The 21,451-nt window shown below is 39.8% G+C and carries 13 protein-coding genes; 4 read left to right on the forward strand and 9 right to left on the reverse strand.

The genetic code is table 11. The features are described from left to right. Positions 1–21: 21 nt before the first annotated feature. The 8 genes from EGC86_RS12145 to EGC86_RS12180 are packed head-to-tail and all read right to left on the reverse strand — an operon-like array spanning position 22 to position 11,606. Entirely contained in the window at positions 22–780 is a 759-nt protein-coding gene (locus EGC86_RS12145; RefSeq protein ID WP_123777733.1) for a PP2C family protein-serine/threonine phosphatase, read from the reverse strand. Beyond that, complete coding sequence (tagF, locus tag EGC86_RS12150; RefSeq protein WP_123777734.1) at positions 771–1,502, reverse strand: type VI secretion system-associated protein TagF; 732 nt, start codon at positions 1,500–1,502, stop codon at positions 771–773. The genes EGC86_RS12145 and tagF overlap by 10 nt, the downstream gene beginning before the upstream one ends. Beyond that, entirely contained in the window at positions 1,484–5,032 is a 3,549-nt protein-coding gene (tssM, locus tag EGC86_RS12155; protein WP_123777735.1) for a type VI secretion system membrane subunit TssM, read from the reverse strand. Before tssM ends, tagF begins: the two co-directional genes overlap by 19 nt. A gap of 23 nt (positions 5,033–5,055) precedes the next feature. Further along, positions 5,056–6,345, reverse strand: coding sequence for a type VI secretion system protein TssL, long form (tssL, locus tag EGC86_RS12160; protein ID WP_123777736.1), 1,290 nt, complete (start codon positions 6,343–6,345; stop codon positions 5,056–5,058). Positions 6,346–6,369: 24 nt separating this feature from the next. After that, a complete protein-coding gene (gene tssK / locus EGC86_RS12165) occupies positions 6,370–7,698 on the reverse strand; it encodes a type VI secretion system baseplate subunit TssK (RefSeq protein ID WP_123777737.1) in 1,329 nt (442 codons plus the stop codon). Between the two features lie 24 nt (positions 7,699–7,722). After that, complete coding sequence (tssJ, locus tag EGC86_RS12170; protein WP_011637830.1) at positions 7,723–8,193, reverse strand: type VI secretion system lipoprotein TssJ; 471 nt, start codon at positions 8,191–8,193, stop codon at positions 7,723–7,725. A gap of 18 nt (positions 8,194–8,211) precedes the next feature. Next, positions 8,212–9,567: a type VI secretion system-associated FHA domain protein TagH gene (gene tagH, locus EGC86_RS12175; protein ID WP_165872407.1), complete on the reverse strand. Its 1,356-nt coding sequence runs from the start codon at positions 9,565–9,567 to the stop codon at positions 8,212–8,214. A gap of 53 nt (positions 9,568–9,620) precedes the next feature. Continuing rightward, a complete protein-coding gene (locus tag EGC86_RS12180) occupies positions 9,621–11,606 on the reverse strand; it encodes a serine/threonine-protein kinase (RefSeq protein WP_123777739.1) in 1,986 nt (661 codons plus the stop codon). A gap of 319 nt (positions 11,607–11,925) precedes the next feature. On the opposite strand from EGC86_RS12180, the gene EGC86_RS12185 reads away from it, so the two are divergent. After that, positions 11,926–12,417, forward strand: a complete 492-nt coding sequence (locus EGC86_RS12185) for an OmpA family protein (protein WP_011637833.1) — start codon at positions 11,926–11,928, stop codon at positions 12,415–12,417. A gap of 394 nt (positions 12,418–12,811) precedes the next feature. Here the strand turns inward: EGC86_RS12185 and rhlP are convergent, their stop codons facing one another. Continuing rightward, entirely contained in the window at positions 12,812–13,654 is an 843-nt protein-coding gene (rhlP, locus tag EGC86_RS12190; RefSeq protein WP_011637834.1) for a rhombotarget lipoprotein, read from the reverse strand. Between the two features lie 321 nt (positions 13,655–13,975). Between rhlP and EGC86_RS12195 the strand changes: the two genes are divergently transcribed. From EGC86_RS12195 to EGC86_RS12205, 3 genes are read left to right on the forward strand one after another with little or no spacing between them, the layout of a single operon-like run. Beyond that, positions 13,976–15,049, forward strand: a complete 1,074-nt coding sequence (locus EGC86_RS12195; protein ID WP_011637835.1) for an efflux RND transporter periplasmic adaptor subunit — start codon at positions 13,976–13,978, stop codon at positions 15,047–15,049. A 12-nt stretch (positions 15,050–15,061) separates the two neighbouring features. Beyond that, on the forward strand, positions 15,062–18,313 hold the full coding sequence (locus EGC86_RS12200; RefSeq protein ID WP_011637836.1) for an efflux RND transporter permease subunit: 3,252 nt from the start codon (positions 15,062–15,064) through the stop codon (positions 18,311–18,313). Next, positions 18,310–21,375, forward strand: coding sequence for an efflux RND transporter permease subunit (locus EGC86_RS12205; protein ID WP_123777740.1), 3,066 nt, complete (start codon positions 18,310–18,312; stop codon positions 21,373–21,375). The genes EGC86_RS12200 and EGC86_RS12205 overlap by 4 nt, the downstream gene beginning before the upstream one ends. The last annotated feature ends 76 nt before the right edge of the window (positions 21,376–21,451 follow it).

Here is a 21,451-nt window from a genome sequence, read left to right on the forward strand (position 1 = left end):
TGAATTTAATTAATCAAAATATCAACCAAATATTGGAATTGTTTTATCAATGCTATTTATTTTTTTCGGTGTATTTTTAACGAGAATGCAGGTGACATTATCTCGTGCATTCCTGACTAAAGATGCATGGAGTAGTGCCATACCGGAATCAATGATGTTGCCAGACTTTATTGTTCGTTCAATTTCAACATCATTTAATTCTTTATTTAAACCATCGCTACAAAGTAAAAAGACATCACCCTCTTTCATATTATCGGTGCGATAATCTATGTCTAATTGTGAGTCAACACCAACAGCCCGAGTGATCACATTCGCTAATGGATGAGATTCAGCCTCTTCAGGTTGAAGCAACCCTTCATCAATCATGTCGTTAACTTGACTGTGGTCTTTAGTGACTTGCTTCATTTGTTGATCTCGTAACAAATAAATTCGGCTGTCTCCTACCCATAGCAAGTGATAATTATCTTGGTATAACCACAAAACAACAACAGTACTGCCTGCTACCTTCCCATCAAACTCATGCTCACTCATTTGTTGCAAAAAACGATTACTCGAAATAAGTGACTGTTTTAAAATATCTAATGTAATAGTCTCAGGCTGTAAATGTTCAACGGCCTGCTGGATGCCATCAATCACTAATTGGCTTGCGACATCTCCAGCAGCATGTCCACCCATACCATCTGCAACGACCCAAATACCTAAATGTGGTAATTCGAGATATGCATCCTCGTTGATTGCTCTTACGGTGCCTCGATGAGTTAATGCATGACTTAAGTGCATGATGTTTGCTCCTTAATGAGCTCTGCAGTATTCCAACCACGTTGTTGCCATTGACCATTTAACATAGAAATAAATTGACTGATCTGTGGCAAGCCTTCCGTAATAATCGTGCACGGTTCAACATCGTCAGAGCCCTCTGTCCACCAAATGCTGTAACGATCAAAGCGTTTTCTGTATTGCTGGTCCAGTAATAAAAGTACATCAGGAGAATTGTCGCCTTGAAATACCCACGCTTTCTTGTTGCGATCTAACGATTCATTCTCGAGTAGCTTGTCGTTATTGGCGGCAACCGTTAAAGTCTCTTTTGTAATGGCATCTAACCATTTACTAAGAACAGTATCATCTTCAAGCACTTGTAATATATTCTGTTCAAAAACTTCAACCCATTGATTGTCTTTCCAACCTCTTAAAGCCGATTGATTATGTAATCCGGCTAATGTGAATGGATAATGGCGACCAACATGGTCAACACTTGGAATGACGGTCCCGACAACAGCTTGGTCGCAACACACACCGGCAGATAACGAAAAATGCCATATGGGACTCGTCAGATAATAATCCAACCAATTGTGTTCGGTTTGTTCTTTACTCACTGCAATAACAGCTTGTAACCAGTCATTCCAATTTTTAAGAAAATCAAGATTTAAGTTCTGCTGAATAAAATCCCCTTTTGAGGGGACTTTGCCACAGTAACCTACTGATGTTAAAGGTTCGCAGGACATCTAAACTTCTCCATATTTGCCATCCAAAATGGATTGTTAACACTGTTTGCGGTCAATTTCAGTACAGCGTTGTAGCCTTTGAGATTGATGAGTAACTTGCCATCTTTTTTAGTTTGTGGACGCTTTTTACTTAATTCATCTAATAATTTGAAGAATGACCATTCACCCTCATATTTCTTATTGATCGAGCGCCCGCCGTTAGGAGGTGAAAATGCAATTCGTGTTTCGTTATTTGCCCCAGGGCCAGGCCACGTAAATAACTCTTTGCGAGTAGGACCGTGTCGATACTTCAGCTGTTGGCTGTCTATTTCGAATAAAAACATACTCACACTTCTATCTAATAATTCCGGTTCTAATGAAAAGTTAACAATAGGCTGCTTAGATCCCGGTTCGAAAAATGCTTCTTTAATAATTTCAGCGCGTTGATACATTTCTAAAATGTCATTACGAATGCCGATATTACGCTTAAAACGCCAAGGTTTTTTGCTGGTATCTACATGTGAAGCGAGGTATTGATCCCAAAATTTATCTAAGGTACCGCCATAACCAAAAAACTTACTGAAGTCTTTTAGTCTGACATCTTCTGACGATTTTCGGTCAAATGGGTAACGCCCTGCAATCGCTCGATTGAATTCGGCCAACACTTGCGAACGCCAAATACCGTTGAAACGCTGACTTTGATTCGATTTAGCAAACGAGCGAGTACGATAAGCCACTTCACTTAACCAATTTTTTACTGGATATGGTAGATCCATCAATTGCTCAGATAAACTAGAACCTAGTTGAGCAAAGCTTTCTTCTGTGGCTTGATTAACAACGTTACCTTGTCCTTCTAACTGCATTGATAATTTATTGTAGTTTCGATTAAGAGCCCGCAATGTCGTTTGAATTTTATCAATGTCAGCAGGATTTATTTTGAGCAATTCTGCAAAAGCAAATTCCACATCCTTGCCCGGCAAATTAATATCTAACTCTATTGCTGTATCGGGTAATAGCCTATTTAATCGTGCTTTTTTAGATCGAAATGCAACATCAGAAATATTACCGGCCACTTCCGCCGCGGCCTTTAAATTATTTGAATCGGCAGGAAGCTTAGTTAAATTCACATTTTTCTGAACTGCGGTAATAATGGTTTTGATCGGTTGATCTGGGCTAGCAAGCGCTGCAGTAACACTCTCAGCTTCCTCACGTGTTGAATATGGTTTGATAGCAAGGTCGCTTAAGAAATCTTCCCAATAGAAAATATAATCACGAATGTATCTGTTTTCTAACTCTTGGGTAATCTGCGCTTTGGCTTGTTCGTCTAAATCAACTAACTCATCACCATATACCCAACTGTCTGCGGTTAGGTTTTTTATTATCTTATTCTTTTCTATACTAAAAATGCCATGAAAACCATTAAAAGTATAAAGACCAGGAATGCCTTGATTAAATTGGCGACCACTGGTGAACACCAAACCATCTAAACTGTCTAAACTCAGAATATCAACCAGTTTAAAATCTGGGATACTGCTGTTTGAAAAATCACTTTTTAAACGCTGATATGCGCGCTCAACCAGAGGTAACATGGTCAAATTAATCCGAGCACTATCAACTGTCATACTGTCGTATTGATGACCTCTAATCCCTAAAGACAGTAATGTATCTATATGCTTATTTAGCTCTTTTCTAACCTCACCATTTACATCACCAACAATGTTTCTATCGATATAAGCGGAGAACCAGACTTGCACATCACTTTTGTCAAAATGCTCAGGAAAATACAACATTAAATAGGTTTTTAATGTCTCATATAGGTAGTTAAGGTGCTCACCATTAGCGTCCATCTCTGCACTAAGCACGCTTTGTAGGTAAGGCATTAAATGTGTTTCTAAAGCACGGTGATAAGCCGCTGTAGCAGGTTGTTTAAGCTTATCGCCTTGATACAAACCAAAGGTATATGCATCCTCAGGTTTATCAGTACCAAAACCAACAGGGAGATCACGAATTAATGTTAAGCCTTTGGTAAGTGTAATCACATCTGACTTAGCATTTAACCCGCCACTGGTAATGGTTTTGTATGCCGTGACACCTTGATAGGTATCATCAATCAATTGTCTATTCCAATCATAACTTTGCCACCAAACATAACTAGCAAGCAAGGTCACACCTGCAGCAATGCCTACTGATACTTTACGTAAAAGTTTATTATGGTTTGTATGCTTACGATTGGTTGATGCTAAATTTTTCTCTGGAAAAATAACGTCTTCTAACAGGCGTTTAATAAAATAGCTGCGTTGTTTATTTGCTGCGAAGGTTTTAGCTTTACTCTTAATGCCACTGGATAAGTGACTAGAAAGATGATCAATTGGCGTACCTTCTTGAGTTGCACTGGTTAAGTAAACACCACGCAATAGCGGTGCTTCTTCATATGCATTAGGCGCAAAGATTTCTTTAAGAAAATCATCTGCTGAGCTCTGTAATAACCGAAGCTGCTTTGGGAACTCATAGATGGCCGCACGACGCTCTAGGTCGCGTTCGTTTTTTAGGCGGCTATTTAATCTTGCATTTAAATTTAATAATAAATCATGAAATTCTTTATTAAATGAACTAACAATATCAGTGTCTTCTGTATCTGCATTTAATGGGAAGGTAATACCCCAAATTTGTTCACAATCTTCTTTGGTTAAATCATCAAAAAACTCATTAAAACCGGCAACTAAATCTGATTTAGAAAATAAAACATATACCGGAAAAGTCATACCCAGTTGATTTTGCAGTTCTTGTAAACGCTGCTTAATGGCTCGCGCATGTAAGTTTCTCTCAGTCTTGGTTTGGTTTAATAAATCAGACATACCCATGCTGATTATCACCCCATTAATAGGACGAACTGGGCGGTATTTTTTCAATAACCCCAGAAAACCTTGCCATGCCCGAGAGTCTTGTTTTACATGACTATCTTGAGTGGTATAACGACCCGCCGTATCAATTAATACTGCTTTATTGGTAAACCACCAATCACAATGTCTTGTGCCGCCAACGCCTTCAATCATATCTACACCCATTTTTTCTTTTAATGGGTATTCAAGACCTGAATGCTGAATAGCGGTGGTTTTTCCGCTTCCAGGTGGACCAATCATGATGTACCAAGGTAATTCGTAAATACTTTTATTTTTAGTTAGCTTGGTATTTTTAAGAATATCTAACGCTTGGGTCATTTTATTCTGTAAAACAGTGATTTCACTTTTGGCTAAGTCATCACCGGTCACAGAGTTACCCTCTTCACCGTTAATTAAGCTATCAACCATTTTCTCGCTTTGTTTTTTATTCTTGAGTTGTCGAGTAAAGTGAATGGCACCAAAAATAATAACAATAACCAATAGCAAGATAACCCTTGTTGCTGCTGATGCTAATGGTTCATACCCAGCTATAGCCACTAAAGGACCACCAAACCAAATAAGTAAAGCCAAACATAAAAAACCTATTATGGTAATTGCCCATTTAGACTTAAGTGTGTCGACAATTCCTTTGCCAATTGATTTTAAAGACATTGATGCGATTCCTTTGTGTCACACTAAAACAATAAGTCGATTTCGATTCGACGATTTAACGCGCGGTTCTGTTCACTGTCATTCACCACTCGGGGCTCAGACTCACCACGACCTTCAGGCCACAATCGGCCACTTAGCGATGCGCTATTAGCCAGAACGTTCGCAATCGACGTTGCTCTTGCTAATGAAAGATGCCAATTTGATGGATATTTAGAGGTAAAAATGGGTTCATCATCGGTATGACCGGTGATCAAAATTTTGCCATCGGTACTCTCTAACGTCAGGGCGATTTTGGCTAAAATCGCTTCAAAATCTGACCGGGGTTGAGTGTTACCAGAAGCAAAAAGTTCAGTCGCCCCAATGCGGATTCTCACACGATCGCTTAATTGTTCTACTTCGAGTAAATTTTTGCCAATTTCGGTTTGTAATAGTTGTTGCAGTAATAATGCTTCATCACGACTAATTTGTTGTTGCGCATCAATGGTTTTTTCCCAAGGCACAATCGAAGTCAATTCTTTATAAGCTTCTGATGAGTAATTGTTGATGCTGTAACTAAAACCCATATAGATAAATAAAGTAACCACACCAAATAATGCCCCGATAACCCATAAAGGAAATGGCTGCTGAAAAGTTAAATTAGGCACAATATTCTGTCGCCATCCTGGTGATAACTCTCTATGAAAATCGCCTTTGCAAGATTGAATGGCTAAATACGTTTTTTCACGTAATGCTTCTAATTTTTGATCGCCTTGAGGCTCAACTCTCATTTTGCCAACAAAACCAAGAGTTAAACATAAATACATCAACTCAAGTAAATTACACTTTTCAGAAGGATGACGAAGTGATGCTTCAAGCAAGGTATAGAAATATTCACCACCTAAAGTTTCATTATGAAAAGTAGAAAGCAAACTGTCTGATGCCCAATAGCTTTGCTCTCCCCAAGGCGTATTGAGAACTACTTCATCAATAAAACAACACAAGCAATATCGTGCAGACTTAATGTCATCTGACGCTAAATTTGCATTACGCAATTGTTGCTCATAATTCTTGATGAGTTCGACACAATGCACCCGTAAAGTATTGACATCATCATGCTCGGTACTATTTCGTAACTGAGTACAAATAGATAAAAGCGTACCCGCAAAATCAACGATTGGGTTTTGCGATAAGCTTAGTTGCGATCGGTTGTCGCGATTATCGGCACGATGATCTTGGATCAAGGTTTTCTGACTATCATCATCGACTTTTGTTTTATTGCCAGCCATACCCGACCCTTTCCCTGGGCGAGGTTTAACGATGGTTTTATCGTTCACAAAATTATCCTTAATGTTTTGGCGTTAAATACTCACAGCCCAAAGTTCTATTTGTAACTCTGGATAAGCACCAGAAATATGCATCGCTACACCGCCACTTGATTTAAGCTTTATCCAATGGCTGTTGTTTTTATCTAATTGAAAATAGTGATAACCAGCATGGTATGGCACCTGTCTTGGTGCTACTGGGAGGTTGGATATTCCAATGCCTGGTAATTGGTTATTTACCAGCTCTCGAATGGTTTCAACTGACCCTATTTTAATTTGCGAAGGTAGGCGTTGGCGAAGCTCGTCATGCGGTACATTTGCTTTAACAGCAAGAATAAACTCAGCATTATCAAGCATACTTTTATCTGCAATCGTCGAGAAATATACACCAAATTTGGTCTTTTCTAGGATCAGCTCTGTAGCACTTTGCTCCAATACGCTACTTAACCCATGATTTACAATTACCATAGTATTACTAAATACATAGGTTAAATTGTCATGTTGATAGACTGGAAATTTTGGCGGTCGCTTGTTGGGGCTGCTGAACGTTGAAAGTTCGCCAGAAAAACTAATGAGTGTGCGAAATAGCAATTCCGGATGAATGTGATTAACCACACCATAATGTTCGAAAATGGGTTGGTACTTATTTAAAAGTTGTAACATTAAAAAGTCTGCTATCGAACTAGAAGTCCCTTGGGATTGACTTAAGCGACCCGCAATGGCTTCTGCGCGCTGATTAATCATACCGGTGACTTCAGTTGTCATACTCATTAAGGTTTTGATGTGTTCAATACCAATACATGCCGGAATAAACTTTTTATCTAATCGAATCACGCCCTCTTCAGACACATCAATAACTCGAGCTATCGCGATTGAAACATAACCTGATCGGTCTTCACTTTGTAACTTTAACCGACAATCTAATTTGGCAACTTGCAGCACTTCCATTGCATCGGACCCAACGCTTGTGTCAACAATGTTGTGATCTTCATAGCTGTAACGAGTAATTTGATTTTGTTCAGAAGATGAAATATTCATCCCATTGCTTTTCGCAACGGGAAGAACAAGATAGACAAGTTGGTCCAATGTACCTGCTGGGACAGTAATAGCCGTTGGTAACGGACTCTGCTCAGGAAGACAAGCCAAGGTGTTATCTGGAAAAACACAATCGATGCGGTCTAATCCAAATTGCCCCAGTGGAAGTAGGCCATAATTGACTTCATAGCTCACAATCCCCCAAGCAAGTGGGTTGTTATTCTTGGCAGTTCGCGCTTGTTGATGTTGCAAAAAACGTTCTTGCTGCTGCATATGTTGTGGACGAAGAAACATGCCCTCTGTCCATGCTATTGGGCTAAAATCGCTCATAATTTCCCTATTTATTCACAACAATTATTTTTCAGAGTTATAAACTGCTATTTTTTCTATATTGATAACAACATCATCATAACCAGTAGGATCGACTGCGACGACTGAACGCCAACGAGATGAATCAATATCTCTGTATGCGACAATAACACCAACAAATCGTGTGTTTTGTCCCAATGTCATGGCATACTCACGCGTTTCTGATGGTTGTAATTCCAGCTCATCCTTACGAATAAGATCTGGACCAAGCACATTTTCTGCTGACTCATCAAGGGTAAAAAAATCTTGAGTATCAAAGATAGTTCTTGATGATAATTCAAATATTTTCACCACCACTGGTGATGGCCGATCGTTAATGTCTGGATTAATGTCAGCACTGGCATTAAAGGTAATGTCTGTCGATGGTGGGACGACAGCATTAATCGTTTTACAGCCAGAGTTAAGTAATAAAAAGCTTACTAATACAATTTGATATAGACCTAACTTCAATTTCATTTATTAGCCCTTAATAATTTATAATGTTTTAATTTTATTGTCGTATGCTTTAACAAAATCATCTGATAATGCGGCAGCACTGTCTTGCATAAACTCTGTTTTTAAATTGGAATGTAAGCTTTTATATACCTTCCATTGGCGCATTTGTCTCTGTCCCGGCACTAACATGTCTGTAAGCGACTGATTTTGACTTTTGGCTTCAATAAATTCAGGATCTAATTGATTTAGCAATCCACGGATAGCGCCTAATGTGCCTGCAGTTAACGCGGTATCATGCTTTCGACCGTCATTAAAAGCTTCGGTGATAGCTTGTTGAGATGACAAGAAACTCGCACTTTTCCTTAAAAATAAATTTTGAAATACATCATCAATATTGGCCGAAAATTTCAATGGATTATTTTCACGCTGCTGGAATGTCGTTTGATTGATCCTAAACTCAGTCTTCAGCTTTGAACGTTGACGTAGTGATTCCATCAGTCCTGTCAACATAAACTGCATGCTTTGGCCCAGTTCAAACATCAATTCTTCAGTTAACACATTGACATAATCGTGTTCATTGACTCCCAAACCTTGGAAAAATGCTTTGCTTAATGCAGATGCTGGGCTTACCAGAGTACTAACTGACGCCTTGGTATTGGGTGCCTCGGGGGCCACTTTTTTTACCTCAGCTTTTACAACTTCAGGCACTTTGATAGGGTTAACTGAAGCTTGAGAAACCTGAGGCATGGGCTCTTGCGGAACAGCAGACCGGGTATCTGCTTGTGTATGAGCTTGAGAGCCTTGCCCAAAAATATCTTTATCCCATTCTTCTGGAATGGCAACAGGTGGTTGAAAATGGTCTTGTAAATCAGCGTTAATCTGCGAGAGACCTGCTGATTGTTGTCGAGATTGGTTCAATAACATAGCAGAATCAAATCCTGCTAAATCGGACTCAAACCCAGTATCAAGCATTGATGAAGAAGAAGCTGCTGGAATGACTTTATTTTGCTGCAAAGTCGCTACTGGCGGTGCGTCATGTACATCTTGCTGAACATGACTATTGGAGGTCACATTTAACATTTGTAACTTCGCGCTGATCTCATAATCACCAAAAGTGAACAAATCATCGTGTTCAATTTTATGTTCACGATTGGCGCCTAACGCTTCGACAGCCCGATTGACATATAACCCATTGGTTGATAAATCCTCAATGAAAAAGTCATCACTGCGCTTAATGATCCGAGCATGAGTACCAGATACCACTTTTTCAGGATCAGGCATGTGCCAGTCACATACATCAGAGCGCCCTAACGTTAAGGTGTCTGTGACATCTTTTGTTATGACTTGCTCAGGGGATAACCTGTGATAACTCACAATCTCTAGCGATAATTCCATTTCTATTACATCTTCCTTCATCAACTTATTGACTAGCCATCATACCCAGTGAGTTATAAGCGTTGAACACCATTGAGACGTTCATACATTTCATTTCCTCTGGCAAATAACTCTCTGGCTGTCTTCAGATATTGCTTATCAAGATACACATTTGCTTGGCGTAAAAATGAAGCGGCTAAACGTTTATCAAGCGTTAGCAAGGGTTCAAAGTCATCAGGTAAATTCGTGGCGAGCCCCCTAACTTCTTTATCAAACTCATGTAAGTCTTTCGGATTATCAATCGCATCCAACCTCACGGTTAATTGATTAAATGTATCTCGGTAATAAACTTCAGCAGCATCGTATGGATAGCTGGCAGTTTTACCTTTTGCCGTTAAATCGTGATAGTCATTTAACCTTTTAACCGCCACTTTTAATTCAGCGCCATATTCAATTAATGACTTAGCTTTTGGATAGTTTGCAAAAATATATTCGCCGGTAGTAATCAACCCATCAATTTGAGTAATATCATGTTTCTTTAAGGCGTTATTAAATGTGCTTGCATAGAGAGTGTATTCTTCATTGCTGGCGGTGTATGCATATCCAGGTTCGACAAACGTTAACCCTTCAACAATGGCTTGAATATTATTACTTCCCTGTTCGTTATAACGGGCTTGAGATAATAAAAGACTTAATCGTTCAGACAGTGCATCTACAACAGATTGTTTACTTCTCTCAGCTTGATTTTTCATTTGTAGTAAGCGAACTGAATCAGGATAAAATCGTTCTATATCATTAATAACTTGTGCTATTTTTTCATAATCTTGATACAGACCATTATCGCTTTTCGGTAAAGAAGCAATACGTTGCTCAACAATATCCAACACTTCAGATTGATGCGTCTTTAACAAACCATTCTTAATTAGCGTTTTATCTTCTGGAATATCTTCTATCTGGGCTAATAACGCTGAAGCAGGAATAAATTCAAATGCTTGAACTTCGCTTTTGGCCTTATTTGTCAGAGCGACTTTACTCTGTAAGTCGTCTAATTGAACCTGATAATACTGTTGAATTTGAAACCCACTGATCACAAGTACAGCACCTGCAGCAATAGCGGTGAGTAGTGGCCAACTTTTACTGTGGAACTTATTGATAATTAGCTCGATGGAAGGCGCACGTTGTACTTTTTTAAGCGCGAGACCTTTTTTCAACATAGGCCATAATCGTGAACTAATATTTTTTGGTTTAATCAACTTATTGTTGGTGATATCAACTTCATTTGCAGCTACACGGTTATAAGGATGTTTACTTGTTAGTAGCTCATAGCTAATACACGAAAAAGCAAAAATATCGTCTGCCGCGCAGGCATCTTCTCCAGATAACTGCTCAAAACTAGCATAAGCTGGGGTATAACCTGTTAAAGGAGAGTCTTGGTCGACTTCGGCAAATGCGTATCGGTCCTCTCTTTGCTGTAAGTTTTTCGCAACGCCAAAATCAAAAACTTTAATGTTCCCTTGGCGAGTGAGGAAGATATTTGATGGCTTTAAGTCTGTATGGACAATACCTTGTTGATGAGCATACGATAATGCAGAAGCAATCTGATCAATGATTTTCATTGATCCTTTGAAGTTGATGCCTAATGGTTTTGAACGTTTGATCACTTGGTCTAATGATTCGCCATCTAACCACTCCATCACCATAAAGTGAAAGCCATCATCGGTATCTACATCATAAACTCTGATGATATTTGGATGAGATAGTTTTTGAGTTTGTACTGACTCTTTGATAAGGACTTGCTGAGCTTCGGGTATATCCGATATCTGAGATAATAATACTTTAATCGCAACAAAAGGTTCTGTTACGTTTAATGACTCCAAATAGAGATCTTTGGCGCGGTATATATCACTCATACCACCATGACCAATTTTCGACTCAATTAAATAGCGATTTTTGAAACACTTCCCAATCAAGTTAACTTTATTATTATTTCCAGAATGTTCAAATCCTGCCACAACTGTTTTATCTTCAGCAAAGTGATTTGGTGCTTTACTCTTATCCATAAGTACAGGTTAATCCCTTAATATTATCCTAAAGTATGTAAACTATCTTCCTAGTGAATCAAAATTACCCCAATATGTTGCAGCAAGAAAATGCAAAAAACAACATTTAAAAACTTGCTTAATAACTTTTAAATAAATTCATTAAAATAAACCACCCATTAGTATGTATTAAAATCTAAAAACATTAAAAAGTATGTTTTTAATATTAAAATAAACATCTAATTAACTAAAAAACAGTTTTTCTATTGACCCAATAAAACATTATCGGTAATTTACGATTTCTTTTTAATGGACCACATTTTTAAAGGATTAAACAAATATGAAACGCGTCAATCTTTCATTACCTGTTATTGCGTTATTAACACTTGCGGGTTGTCAATCAGCACCTGTCGTTGTATCTGAACCAATCAAAACATTTTCTATTTCTCCAGAGTGTATTGAATATACATTACAAACAGATAATGAAATGATTATTGGGTTCACACCTGTGTATTTCGAAGTTAATAGTGATAAGTCATACAGTAAGCTTGATACTCACATGTCTTGCGTTGCGACTTACCTCGCCAATAATTCTGATAAAGAACTAAATGTTCAGGGCTTTACAGATGACAAAGGCACAGTTAAATACAATAAAGCGTTGGCACAGCGTCGTGCTGATGGTTTAGTGGAGTTTTTAATCTCTTTGGGCACATCTAACGACCAATTAATTTCGACTACTAAAGTTATTGAAGATAACGGTGTAAAATTAACCAGTTCTGAGCGTTCTAAGACTCGTCGGGTTAACTTTTCCATTACGAATAAATCTTCATAAAAAATGAATTAAAGTATTAATAAAATACTGTAATTCAAGTGTATTTATTATACTTATTATTGAATCTCAGCTTATTACAAAGCTGAGATTCAATAATTTATCAACAAACCTCAGTTATATCGCTCCTTATTCCATCTAAAAAACCTGCTTACTTATATTATTGTCAATATCTGGACTAAACATGGATTCTCTAAATTTATTTGGAAATTTTAGTCACACGACAGAGCCCATACTGAAGATAATTGTGCTGCGTTAACGCGCATCACAGATAAAACGACTTCTAAAAATTGACAGTATAAAAATGATTAACCGAAAAACGTGACTCAACGATTAATCACTGCTCATTGGAAATAGATACTTAAGCATAGTCAATTGAACATAGTCCCCAGTGAGGTTAGCGTTCAACACCCTTACTTAATCTTAATCGAATGAATAACATTATCAATAATAGTAAACCAAACCGAATATCAATTGTCCCGCCGCTGTAATTATTACTATGTTCCACCTTGGCAATTTTCTCCTCTTTAACTCTCACCTTAAATCGAGCTAACTCATCATCTAAGTTTTTAGTCATATCAGTGACCGCTAGATCAAAACCTTGCATCGATTTTTCTGCTAAGGTTTCATCAATACCTATGGCAGTAGTGCGTTTTTCAAGCTTACTGATCCCTGGCGCTCTAAAGAGCATTTTCCTACTTTTAATGTCAAATACTGCCGTATCGACAAATGTTTGTACGGTATTTTCATTGCCCGGAATCACATACATCCCCACGATTGTCCAATACAATAACGCGGCATTATTCTCTACCGACTGAGTCACTTGATCGTAAGACACCAAGGCCATTACGTCGACATCATATAAACGCCCAACTTGCTCTAATGTGTTAAAACCATCACCACCAGCAAGATAAGTACTCGGAATAACTTCAATGCGATCAATATAATCATATTGGACAAAAGCCGCTTTCACTTTTTCAAGTAATTCATATTGGTCCTTACTATGCACGGCCTCTTTTTGAAAGCCTGTAGACGGTACAAAGGCAATACCGACTTTTACCGGTAATGTGAGCAATGGAACTTCGGCGCTATGTGCTGAACGGTCATCTTTATTAGGATACAAAAAGTCCATCAGGCTGCTCGAGACAGACTGTTTTCCCGACTGCTGGCTCACCAGCATACTGCATGAAGACAATAATAAAACTGATGCCATCGTACCTAACCATGTTGTTTTTTTCATTTACGCTTCCCTTTTAAACTATTTTCCATTTATCGATAACAATAAATCTGTTTATTTCTACAACACGAAAATACATAAATAACCAATCACACCAAATGTTAATTATTTTCACTACCTTAACATTGTCAATTTCGCTAACCCTTAACTAAAAATACTATAAACCATTGTTATTTATACACTATAAAAAGTGGCACAGTTAGTGCTATGTTGTATTTAATTAACATTAGTTACAAATGATAACGTGACGTTAACTCGCTTAAGAATAACAATAAGTACATTAGCGTCATTTAATTCAAAAAATATAACATTAGCAGGTACCCCATGGATAGGTTCATCAGCATGAAGAAAATGGCAATTCCTTTACTTTGTATTGCAGTATTGAGTGGTTGCAGCGGCGAAGAAGAGCAAACAAAAAAAGATGAAAAATTTGCTATTCCGGTTGAAACAGCACTGGTCACCACAGGCAATGTATCGTCTTTTTACAGCACCACCGCCACACTTGAAGCACCTGAAGAGTCTCATGTGATGAGCCGCATTGCTGGGATAATCGAAAAGATTAACGTTGAAGAAGGCGATCGGGTTACCAAAGGACAAATACTTGCGGTAATTGATGCCAAGCGTCAACGCTATGATTTCAATCGTTCAGAAGCCGAAGTGCAGATTATTCAGCAAGAATTAAATCGTTTAAACAAAATGAACAACAAAGAGTTTATTAGCCAGGATCAGATGGCCAAACTCGAGTTCAACCTGCAAGCTGCTAAAGCACAGCGTGACTTAGCAGAACTGCAAGTTAAAGAAAGCCAAATCACCTCGCCTATTAATGGTGTCGTTGCTGCACGTTATGTTAAAACGGGCAATATGGCCAAAGAGTTCCAAGAGTTATTTTATGTTGTCAATCAAGACCAACTTCACGGCATATTACACTTACCAGAACAACAGCTTGCAAGTTTACGAGTTGGTCAACAAGCCAGTATTATTCAACAACATCAAGGTAGCGCTGCCCATATTATCGATGCAAAAGTACTGCGCATTAGTCCAATAGTGGATGCTCAAAGCGGTACGTTTAAAGTGACATTAGCCGTGCCAAATCAAGATGCTACATTAAAAGCGGGTATGTTTACTCGGGTTGAACTTAAATACGACACCCATCGTGATGTACTTACCGTGCCTTATAACGCATTAATCAACCAAGACAACACTCAAGCTTTATATGTGATAAAAGACACCAAGGCACAACGACGTGAAGTCACGTTGGGATATCGTGAAAATAACACGGTTGAAATTTTATCGGGTGTTGAAGATGGCGAACAAATTGTCATCCGGGGCCAGCAGAACCTCAAAGATCAATCATTAGTGGAAATTATTACCCCACTTAGCTTCGCAGCTATTCGATAACGGAGCGGGATAATGTCAATAATAAACACTTCGGTTAAACGCCCCGTCACTGTATGGATGTTCATGTTCGCTGTGATGCTTTTTGGTATGGTCGGGTTTTCTCGCCTCGCGGTAAAACTATTACCCGATTTAAGCTATCCCAGCGTGACCATACGCACAGCCTATGACGGAGCTGCTCCGGTTGAAATTGAGCAACTGGTATCAAAGCCAATTGAAGAAGCCGTTGGCGTAGTCAAAGGACTGCGGAAAATAAGCTCAATTTCACGTTCTGGCATGTCTGATGTTGTGCTCGAGTTTGAATGGGGCACCAATATGGATATGGCTAGCCTTGAAGTGCGTGAAAAAATCGACACTATCGAGCTGCCCTTAGACATTAATAAGCCATTATTACTGCGTTTTAACCCCAATCTTGATCCCATCATGCGCTTAGCTTTTTCTGTACCCAATGCCGATGCGGAGCAGTTAAAGCAAATGCGAACTTTTGCTGATGAAGAGTTAAAACGACGTTTAGAAGCCTTATCCGGTGTTGCTGCTGTAAGGTTATCCGGTGGGTTGGAGCAAGAAGTTCATATTGAATTAAATCAACAAAAACTAAGTCAATTGAATCTTAATGCCGATCAGGTTAAACGTCGAATAAATGAAGAAAATATCAACCTTTCAGCAGGTAAAGTGATTCAGGGTGATAAAGAATACTTGGTCAGAACCTTAAATCAATTCAATTCTTTAGATGAACTAGGTCAAGTGATTATCTATCGTGATGGCCAAACGTTAGTCAGATTATCTGATATTGCGGTGATTAGTGATGCCTACAAAGAACGCAGTGATATTACTCGCATCGGCGAAGTAGAATCGATTGAACTAGCCATATACAAAGAAGGTGACGCCAATACCGTTGCTGTTGCACAAAAGCTACGATCTGAACTTGAAAAAATCAATCTAGCTAATGAACACAATAAGTTAAAAGTAATTTACGACCAATCTGAGTTTATTGAAAGCGCAGTCAATGAAGTGACATCGGCAGCGTTATTTGGCAGCTTACTGGCGATGCTGGTAATTTACCTGTTTTTACGGGACATTATTGCCACATTAATTATTTCCATCTCGATCCCCTTTTCGGTTATTGCCACCTTTAACATGATGTATTTTGCCAATATCAGCTTAAACATTATGTCGTTAGGTGGTATTGCGTTAGCGATTGGTTTATTGGTCGACAATGCCATTGTGGTATTAGAAAACATAGACCGTTATAAATCTCAAGGCATGAGTAAAGTTGAAGCTGCCGTCACAGGATGTAAAGAAGTCTCAGGCGCCATTTTTGCTTCAACACTCACCACTCTGGCGGTATTTGTCCCTTTAGTGTTTGTAGACGGCATTGCAGGAGCCTTATTTGCCGACCAAGCGCTCACAGTCACGTTCGCCCTACTCGCCTCATTATTTGTTGCCTTAACAGCCATTCCCATGTTGGCATCACGTCAAGGTTTTACTAGCCTGCCGCAACCTATTGAAGTCGCCCAAAAACCTAAACCCACTAGCCGAAAAGGAAAAGTGGCCTATTACTTACTGGCTGTGCTGAGCTTTCCATTTAAACTCTTGTTTAGCTATTTGCCTTCAGGATTGTTAACCGCAATTATTGTCATTAGCCGTTTTGTAAGTAGTGTATTTGGACTGTTGCTCAAACCCATCTGCGCTGGTTTTAACTACTTATACCGCATAGTCGAATCAATCTATTTCCGTGTATTACATCACGCTCTTCGCCACCAAGTGTTAACCATTGTGTTAGCACTATTGGTGACCCTAGCGTCAAGCTGTTTGCTGCCTAAATTAGGTGTTGAGCTAATCCCGCCGATGAATCAAGGAGAATTTTATGTCGAAGTATTATTACCACCAGGCACCGAAGTCAGTGAAACTGATGCTGTATTACAACAACTAGCCCTGTCGATTAAAGACCGTAAAGATGTGAAACACGCCTATAGTCAAGCCGGTAGCGGTGGGTTAATGACATCGGATACTGCAAGAGGTGGTGAAAACTGGGGCCGATTACAAGTGGTACTCGCAGACCCTTTAGCCTTTAATGCGGTTAGCCAGGTATTGCGTAACACAGCAAAAAACATTCCTGAACTAGAGGCTCAAATTGAACACCCTGAATTATTCAGCTTTAAAACCCCGCTTGAAATTGAGCTATCGGGTTATGATTTAGCTCAACTCAAACAAAGTGCAGACCAACTGGTTAATGCCTTGTCTGATTCTGACCGCTTTAGTGACATTAATACGACCTTACGCGATGGCCAACCAGAGATCAGTATTCGCTTTGACCATGCCCGTTTAGCCGCGCTGGGGATGGATGCTCCGACAGTTGCTAACCGCATAGCCCAACGTGTCGGTGGTACTATTGCCAGCCAGTTTACGGTACGCGATCGTAAAGTGGATATTTTGGTGCGCAGTGAATTAAGCGAACGCGATCAAATCAGCGACATTGAATCGTTAATTATTAATCCCAATAGCGCCCAACCTATTCCATTAAGTGCTATTGCCACTATCGATTTACAAATTGGTCCTTCAGCGATTAATCGTATCAGTCAACAACGAGTCGCTATTGTGTCGTCTAATTTGGCTTACGGTGACTTAAGCGAAGCGGTAATTGAAGCCCAGCAGATACTGGCTAAACAGCAGCTACCAAGTTCTATTCAGGCCAGATTTGGCGGCCAAAATGAAGAAATGGAGCACTCATTTGACTCATTGAAAATAGCCCTCGTTTTGGCTATCTTCCTAGTGTATTTAGTAATGGCCAGCCAATTTGAATCATTGTTGCATCCACTGCTAATCTTAATCGCTGTTCCAATGGCCGTTGCCGGCAGTATTGTGGGTTTATTCATTACCGGGACCCATTTGAGCGTAGTGGTATTTATTGGCTTAATCATGCTAGCAGGTATTGTGGTCAACAATGCGATTGTATTGGTTGACCGTATTAATCAATTGCGCCAAGAAGGTATTGATAAACTGACCGCGATTAATGATGCCGCGCAATCTCGTTTACGTCCTATCATGATGACAACCCTAACCACTACCTTAGGTTTATTACCAATGGCAATAGGCATTGGCGATGGCAGTGAAGTTCGTGCGCCAATGGCCATTACAGTCATTTTCGGATTAAGCATGTCAACCTTGCTTACATTGTTAGTTATTCCAGCTCTATATGCGCTATTTGATCGTAAACAATATACCCAAAGCGACGTTGAGTTTAATACAGCGGAGACGCCAGCATGAACATAACTCAACTGGCGATAAAGCGCCCCGTCACCACCTGCATGTTTTTCTTGGCCATTATGTTGTTTGGCATGGCGGCCAGTAGAATGCTGCCATTAGAAATGTTTCCAGGAATTGATATTCCACAAATTGTGGTGCAAGTTCCGTACAAAGGCTCCAGCCCTGCAGAAGTTGAACGCGACATCACTAAAGTGCTGGAAGAGTCACTTGCTACCATGAGCGGCATAGAAGAGGTGCGATCAGATTCAACCCAAGACGGTGCGTTTATTCAGCTCAACATGAAATGGGGTGAAGATGTTGCCACCAAAAGCCTAGAAGCGCGCGAGAAAATTGACTCGGTAAGGCATTTATTACCAAAAGATGTTGAGCGCGTCATGATCCAACAGTTCTCAACCGCCGATATGCCGGTGTTAACCATTCGCATATCAAGCGAGCGCGAACTCTCTAATGCATTTGATTTGTTAGACAAACAGCTTCGTAAGCCGCTTGAACGCGTTGACGGCGTATCAAAAGTCACCCTTTATGGCGTTGAACAAAAGCAGATTGAAATCCGACTTGATGCAGATAAATTGGTCGCATCAAGCCTTAATATCCTCGATTTACGATCGCGTTTACTGGCAGAAAACTTTGTCATCAGTGCAGGTACCCTAAGAGAAAACTCAAGGGTGTATCAAGTCTCACCAAAAGGTGAATTTACCAGCCTTGACGATATCAATAATCTGGTGATAGTGCCGGGTATTCGCCTGCAAGATATTGCGATGGTGAGCTATGCCCTGCCCGAGAAAATTGAAGGCCGACATTTAGATCAAAAATATGCGGTGGGTATTGATGTATTTAAGGAATCTGGTGCCAATTTAGTTGAGGTGTCTGACCGTGTACTAAGCGTTATCGAACAGGTTAAGCAAGATCAGCAATTTAATGGCATCAAACTGTTTATCATGGAAGACCAAGCCTATGGCGTTAAGTCCTCACTCAAAGACTTATTACTGTCTGGCTTAATGGGTGCGGTACTGTCATTTGGGGTGCTGTTTCTGTTTTTGCGTAACCTTAAAATGACCTTAGTAGTTATCTCATCAGTGCCGATTTCATTATGTATGACATTGGCTGGTATGTACTTTTTAGGCTACAGCTTAAATATTTTATCGATGATGGGATTGTTATTAGCCGTCGGCATGTTGATTGATAATGCGGTTGTCGTCACCGAAAGCGTGCTACAAGAGAAACAAGCTGGGCATATTGACGACACTTGTCAGATAAAAGCCAACCAACAAGCCGTGTTAACTGGCGTTGAAAAAGTCTCTTTGGCGGTTTTAGCAGGTACATTAACCACCGCCATTGTTTTTTTACCGAATATTTTCGGCGTAAAAGTGCAACTGACCATCTTTTTAGAACATGTTGCTGTGGCCATTTGTATCTCGCTAGCGGCTTCATTATTGGTAGCGAAAACATTAATCCCACTGATGCTCAACCACTTTCACTTTGAAGTGCAGGCCGCTAATGACAACAATCGCTTAGGGCGTTTTTATCAACGTAGCCTCACGTGGATATTAACCCGACCAAAACGTTCTGGTGTCATCGCAGTGGCATTGTTGGTATCAACAGCATTGCCATTAAGTATGGTGCAACAAGATCAAGGAGATGGCGAAGGTAATGACCGTTTATACATTAATTACCAGCTAGAAGGTCGCCATAATCTAGCGGTGACCGAAGCCATGATTAATAGCATGGAAACGTATTTATACAGCAATAAAGACAAGTTTTATATTGATGCGGTTTACAGTTACTACGCCCCGCAAGATGCACAATCAACCATTTTATTGCAAAAAGACATCCCTATAGACATTGGTGAGTTAAAGAAAATGATCCGCGAAGGATTTCCTAAATTTTCGATTGCCACGCCACAATTTGGTTGGGGTAATGAAAATAATGGCATTCGTGTAACCTTAACAGGGCGCTCAACAACGGAATTAATTCGCATCAGTGAACAAGTGATGCCATTGCTCGACAATATTGAAGGCTTAGTCGATGTGCGCTCGGAAGTGAATGGCGCCCAACAAGAAGTTGTGGTGGTAATCAACCGAGAAATGGCAGCCCGTCTGGATTTAACCTTAAGCGATATAGCATCGAACATTGCCATTGCCTTAAGAGGTTCGCAGTTACGTTCGTTTCGCCATGATCCTAGCGGCGAACTACGCATCGAACTGGCCTACGACAAAAGCTGGCAGAACTCTTTAGAAAAGCTTAAGCAACTGCCGATTATTCGCCAAGGTGACCGAGTTTATACCCTGGACAGTTTAGCTGAAGCAACCGTGGTACCTCGATTTGATACTATTCGTCATTTTAATCGCCAAACGGCTTTATCCATTGGCGCAAACCTTGAAGAACTCACTACCGAAGAAGCACAAACCAAAATCACTCAGGTGATGGACTCGGTGAATTTCCCATACGGTTACGGCTACTCATTACGCGGTGGTTTTGAACGCCAGGATGAAGATCAGTCAATCATGGTGGTGAATATGATATTGGCAATTGCGATGATTTATATCGTCATGGCGGCGTTATTTGAGTCACTGCTATTACCAACAGCCATTATCACTTCAATTATGTTCTCAATTACAGGTGTATTCTGGGCATTGTGGCTAACAGGTACACCAATGTCGGTGATGTCGATGATAGGCATACTCATTTTGATGGGTATTGTGGTCAATAACGGTATTGTTCTGGTAGACCAGATTAATCAGATGACACCTGATTTGGATAAGCTAAGTGATACCATTGTTAACGTGTGTATTACTCGTTTGCGTCCGGTATTAATGACGGTTGCAACCACAGTATTGGGATTAGTGCCGTTAGCAATGGGTGACACTCAAATAGGTGGTGGTGGGCCACCTTATTCGCCAATGGCCATTGCCATTATCGGTGGATTAACCTTTTCAACCGTCACCAGCCTATATTTAGTACCATTATGCTACCAAGCGTTATATCTCGTGCGACATAAAGCCGCTATTAGATTAGGACTAGCCAATACATTTGCCCAAAAACTGCTGCCTTGGACTAAATAGTCCTGCACTTCAGCTTTGCTGGCGCTTCGTCAATGCTTACTAAGCTGAATACTTAATCAGCTTAGTAAGCATTGAC

Origin of the sequence: Shewanella frigidimarina, from assembly GCF_003797125.1 — a bacterium.
In the GTDB taxonomy this organism is placed as follows: domain Bacteria; phylum Pseudomonadota; class Gammaproteobacteria; order Enterobacterales; family Shewanellaceae; genus Shewanella; species Shewanella frigidimarina.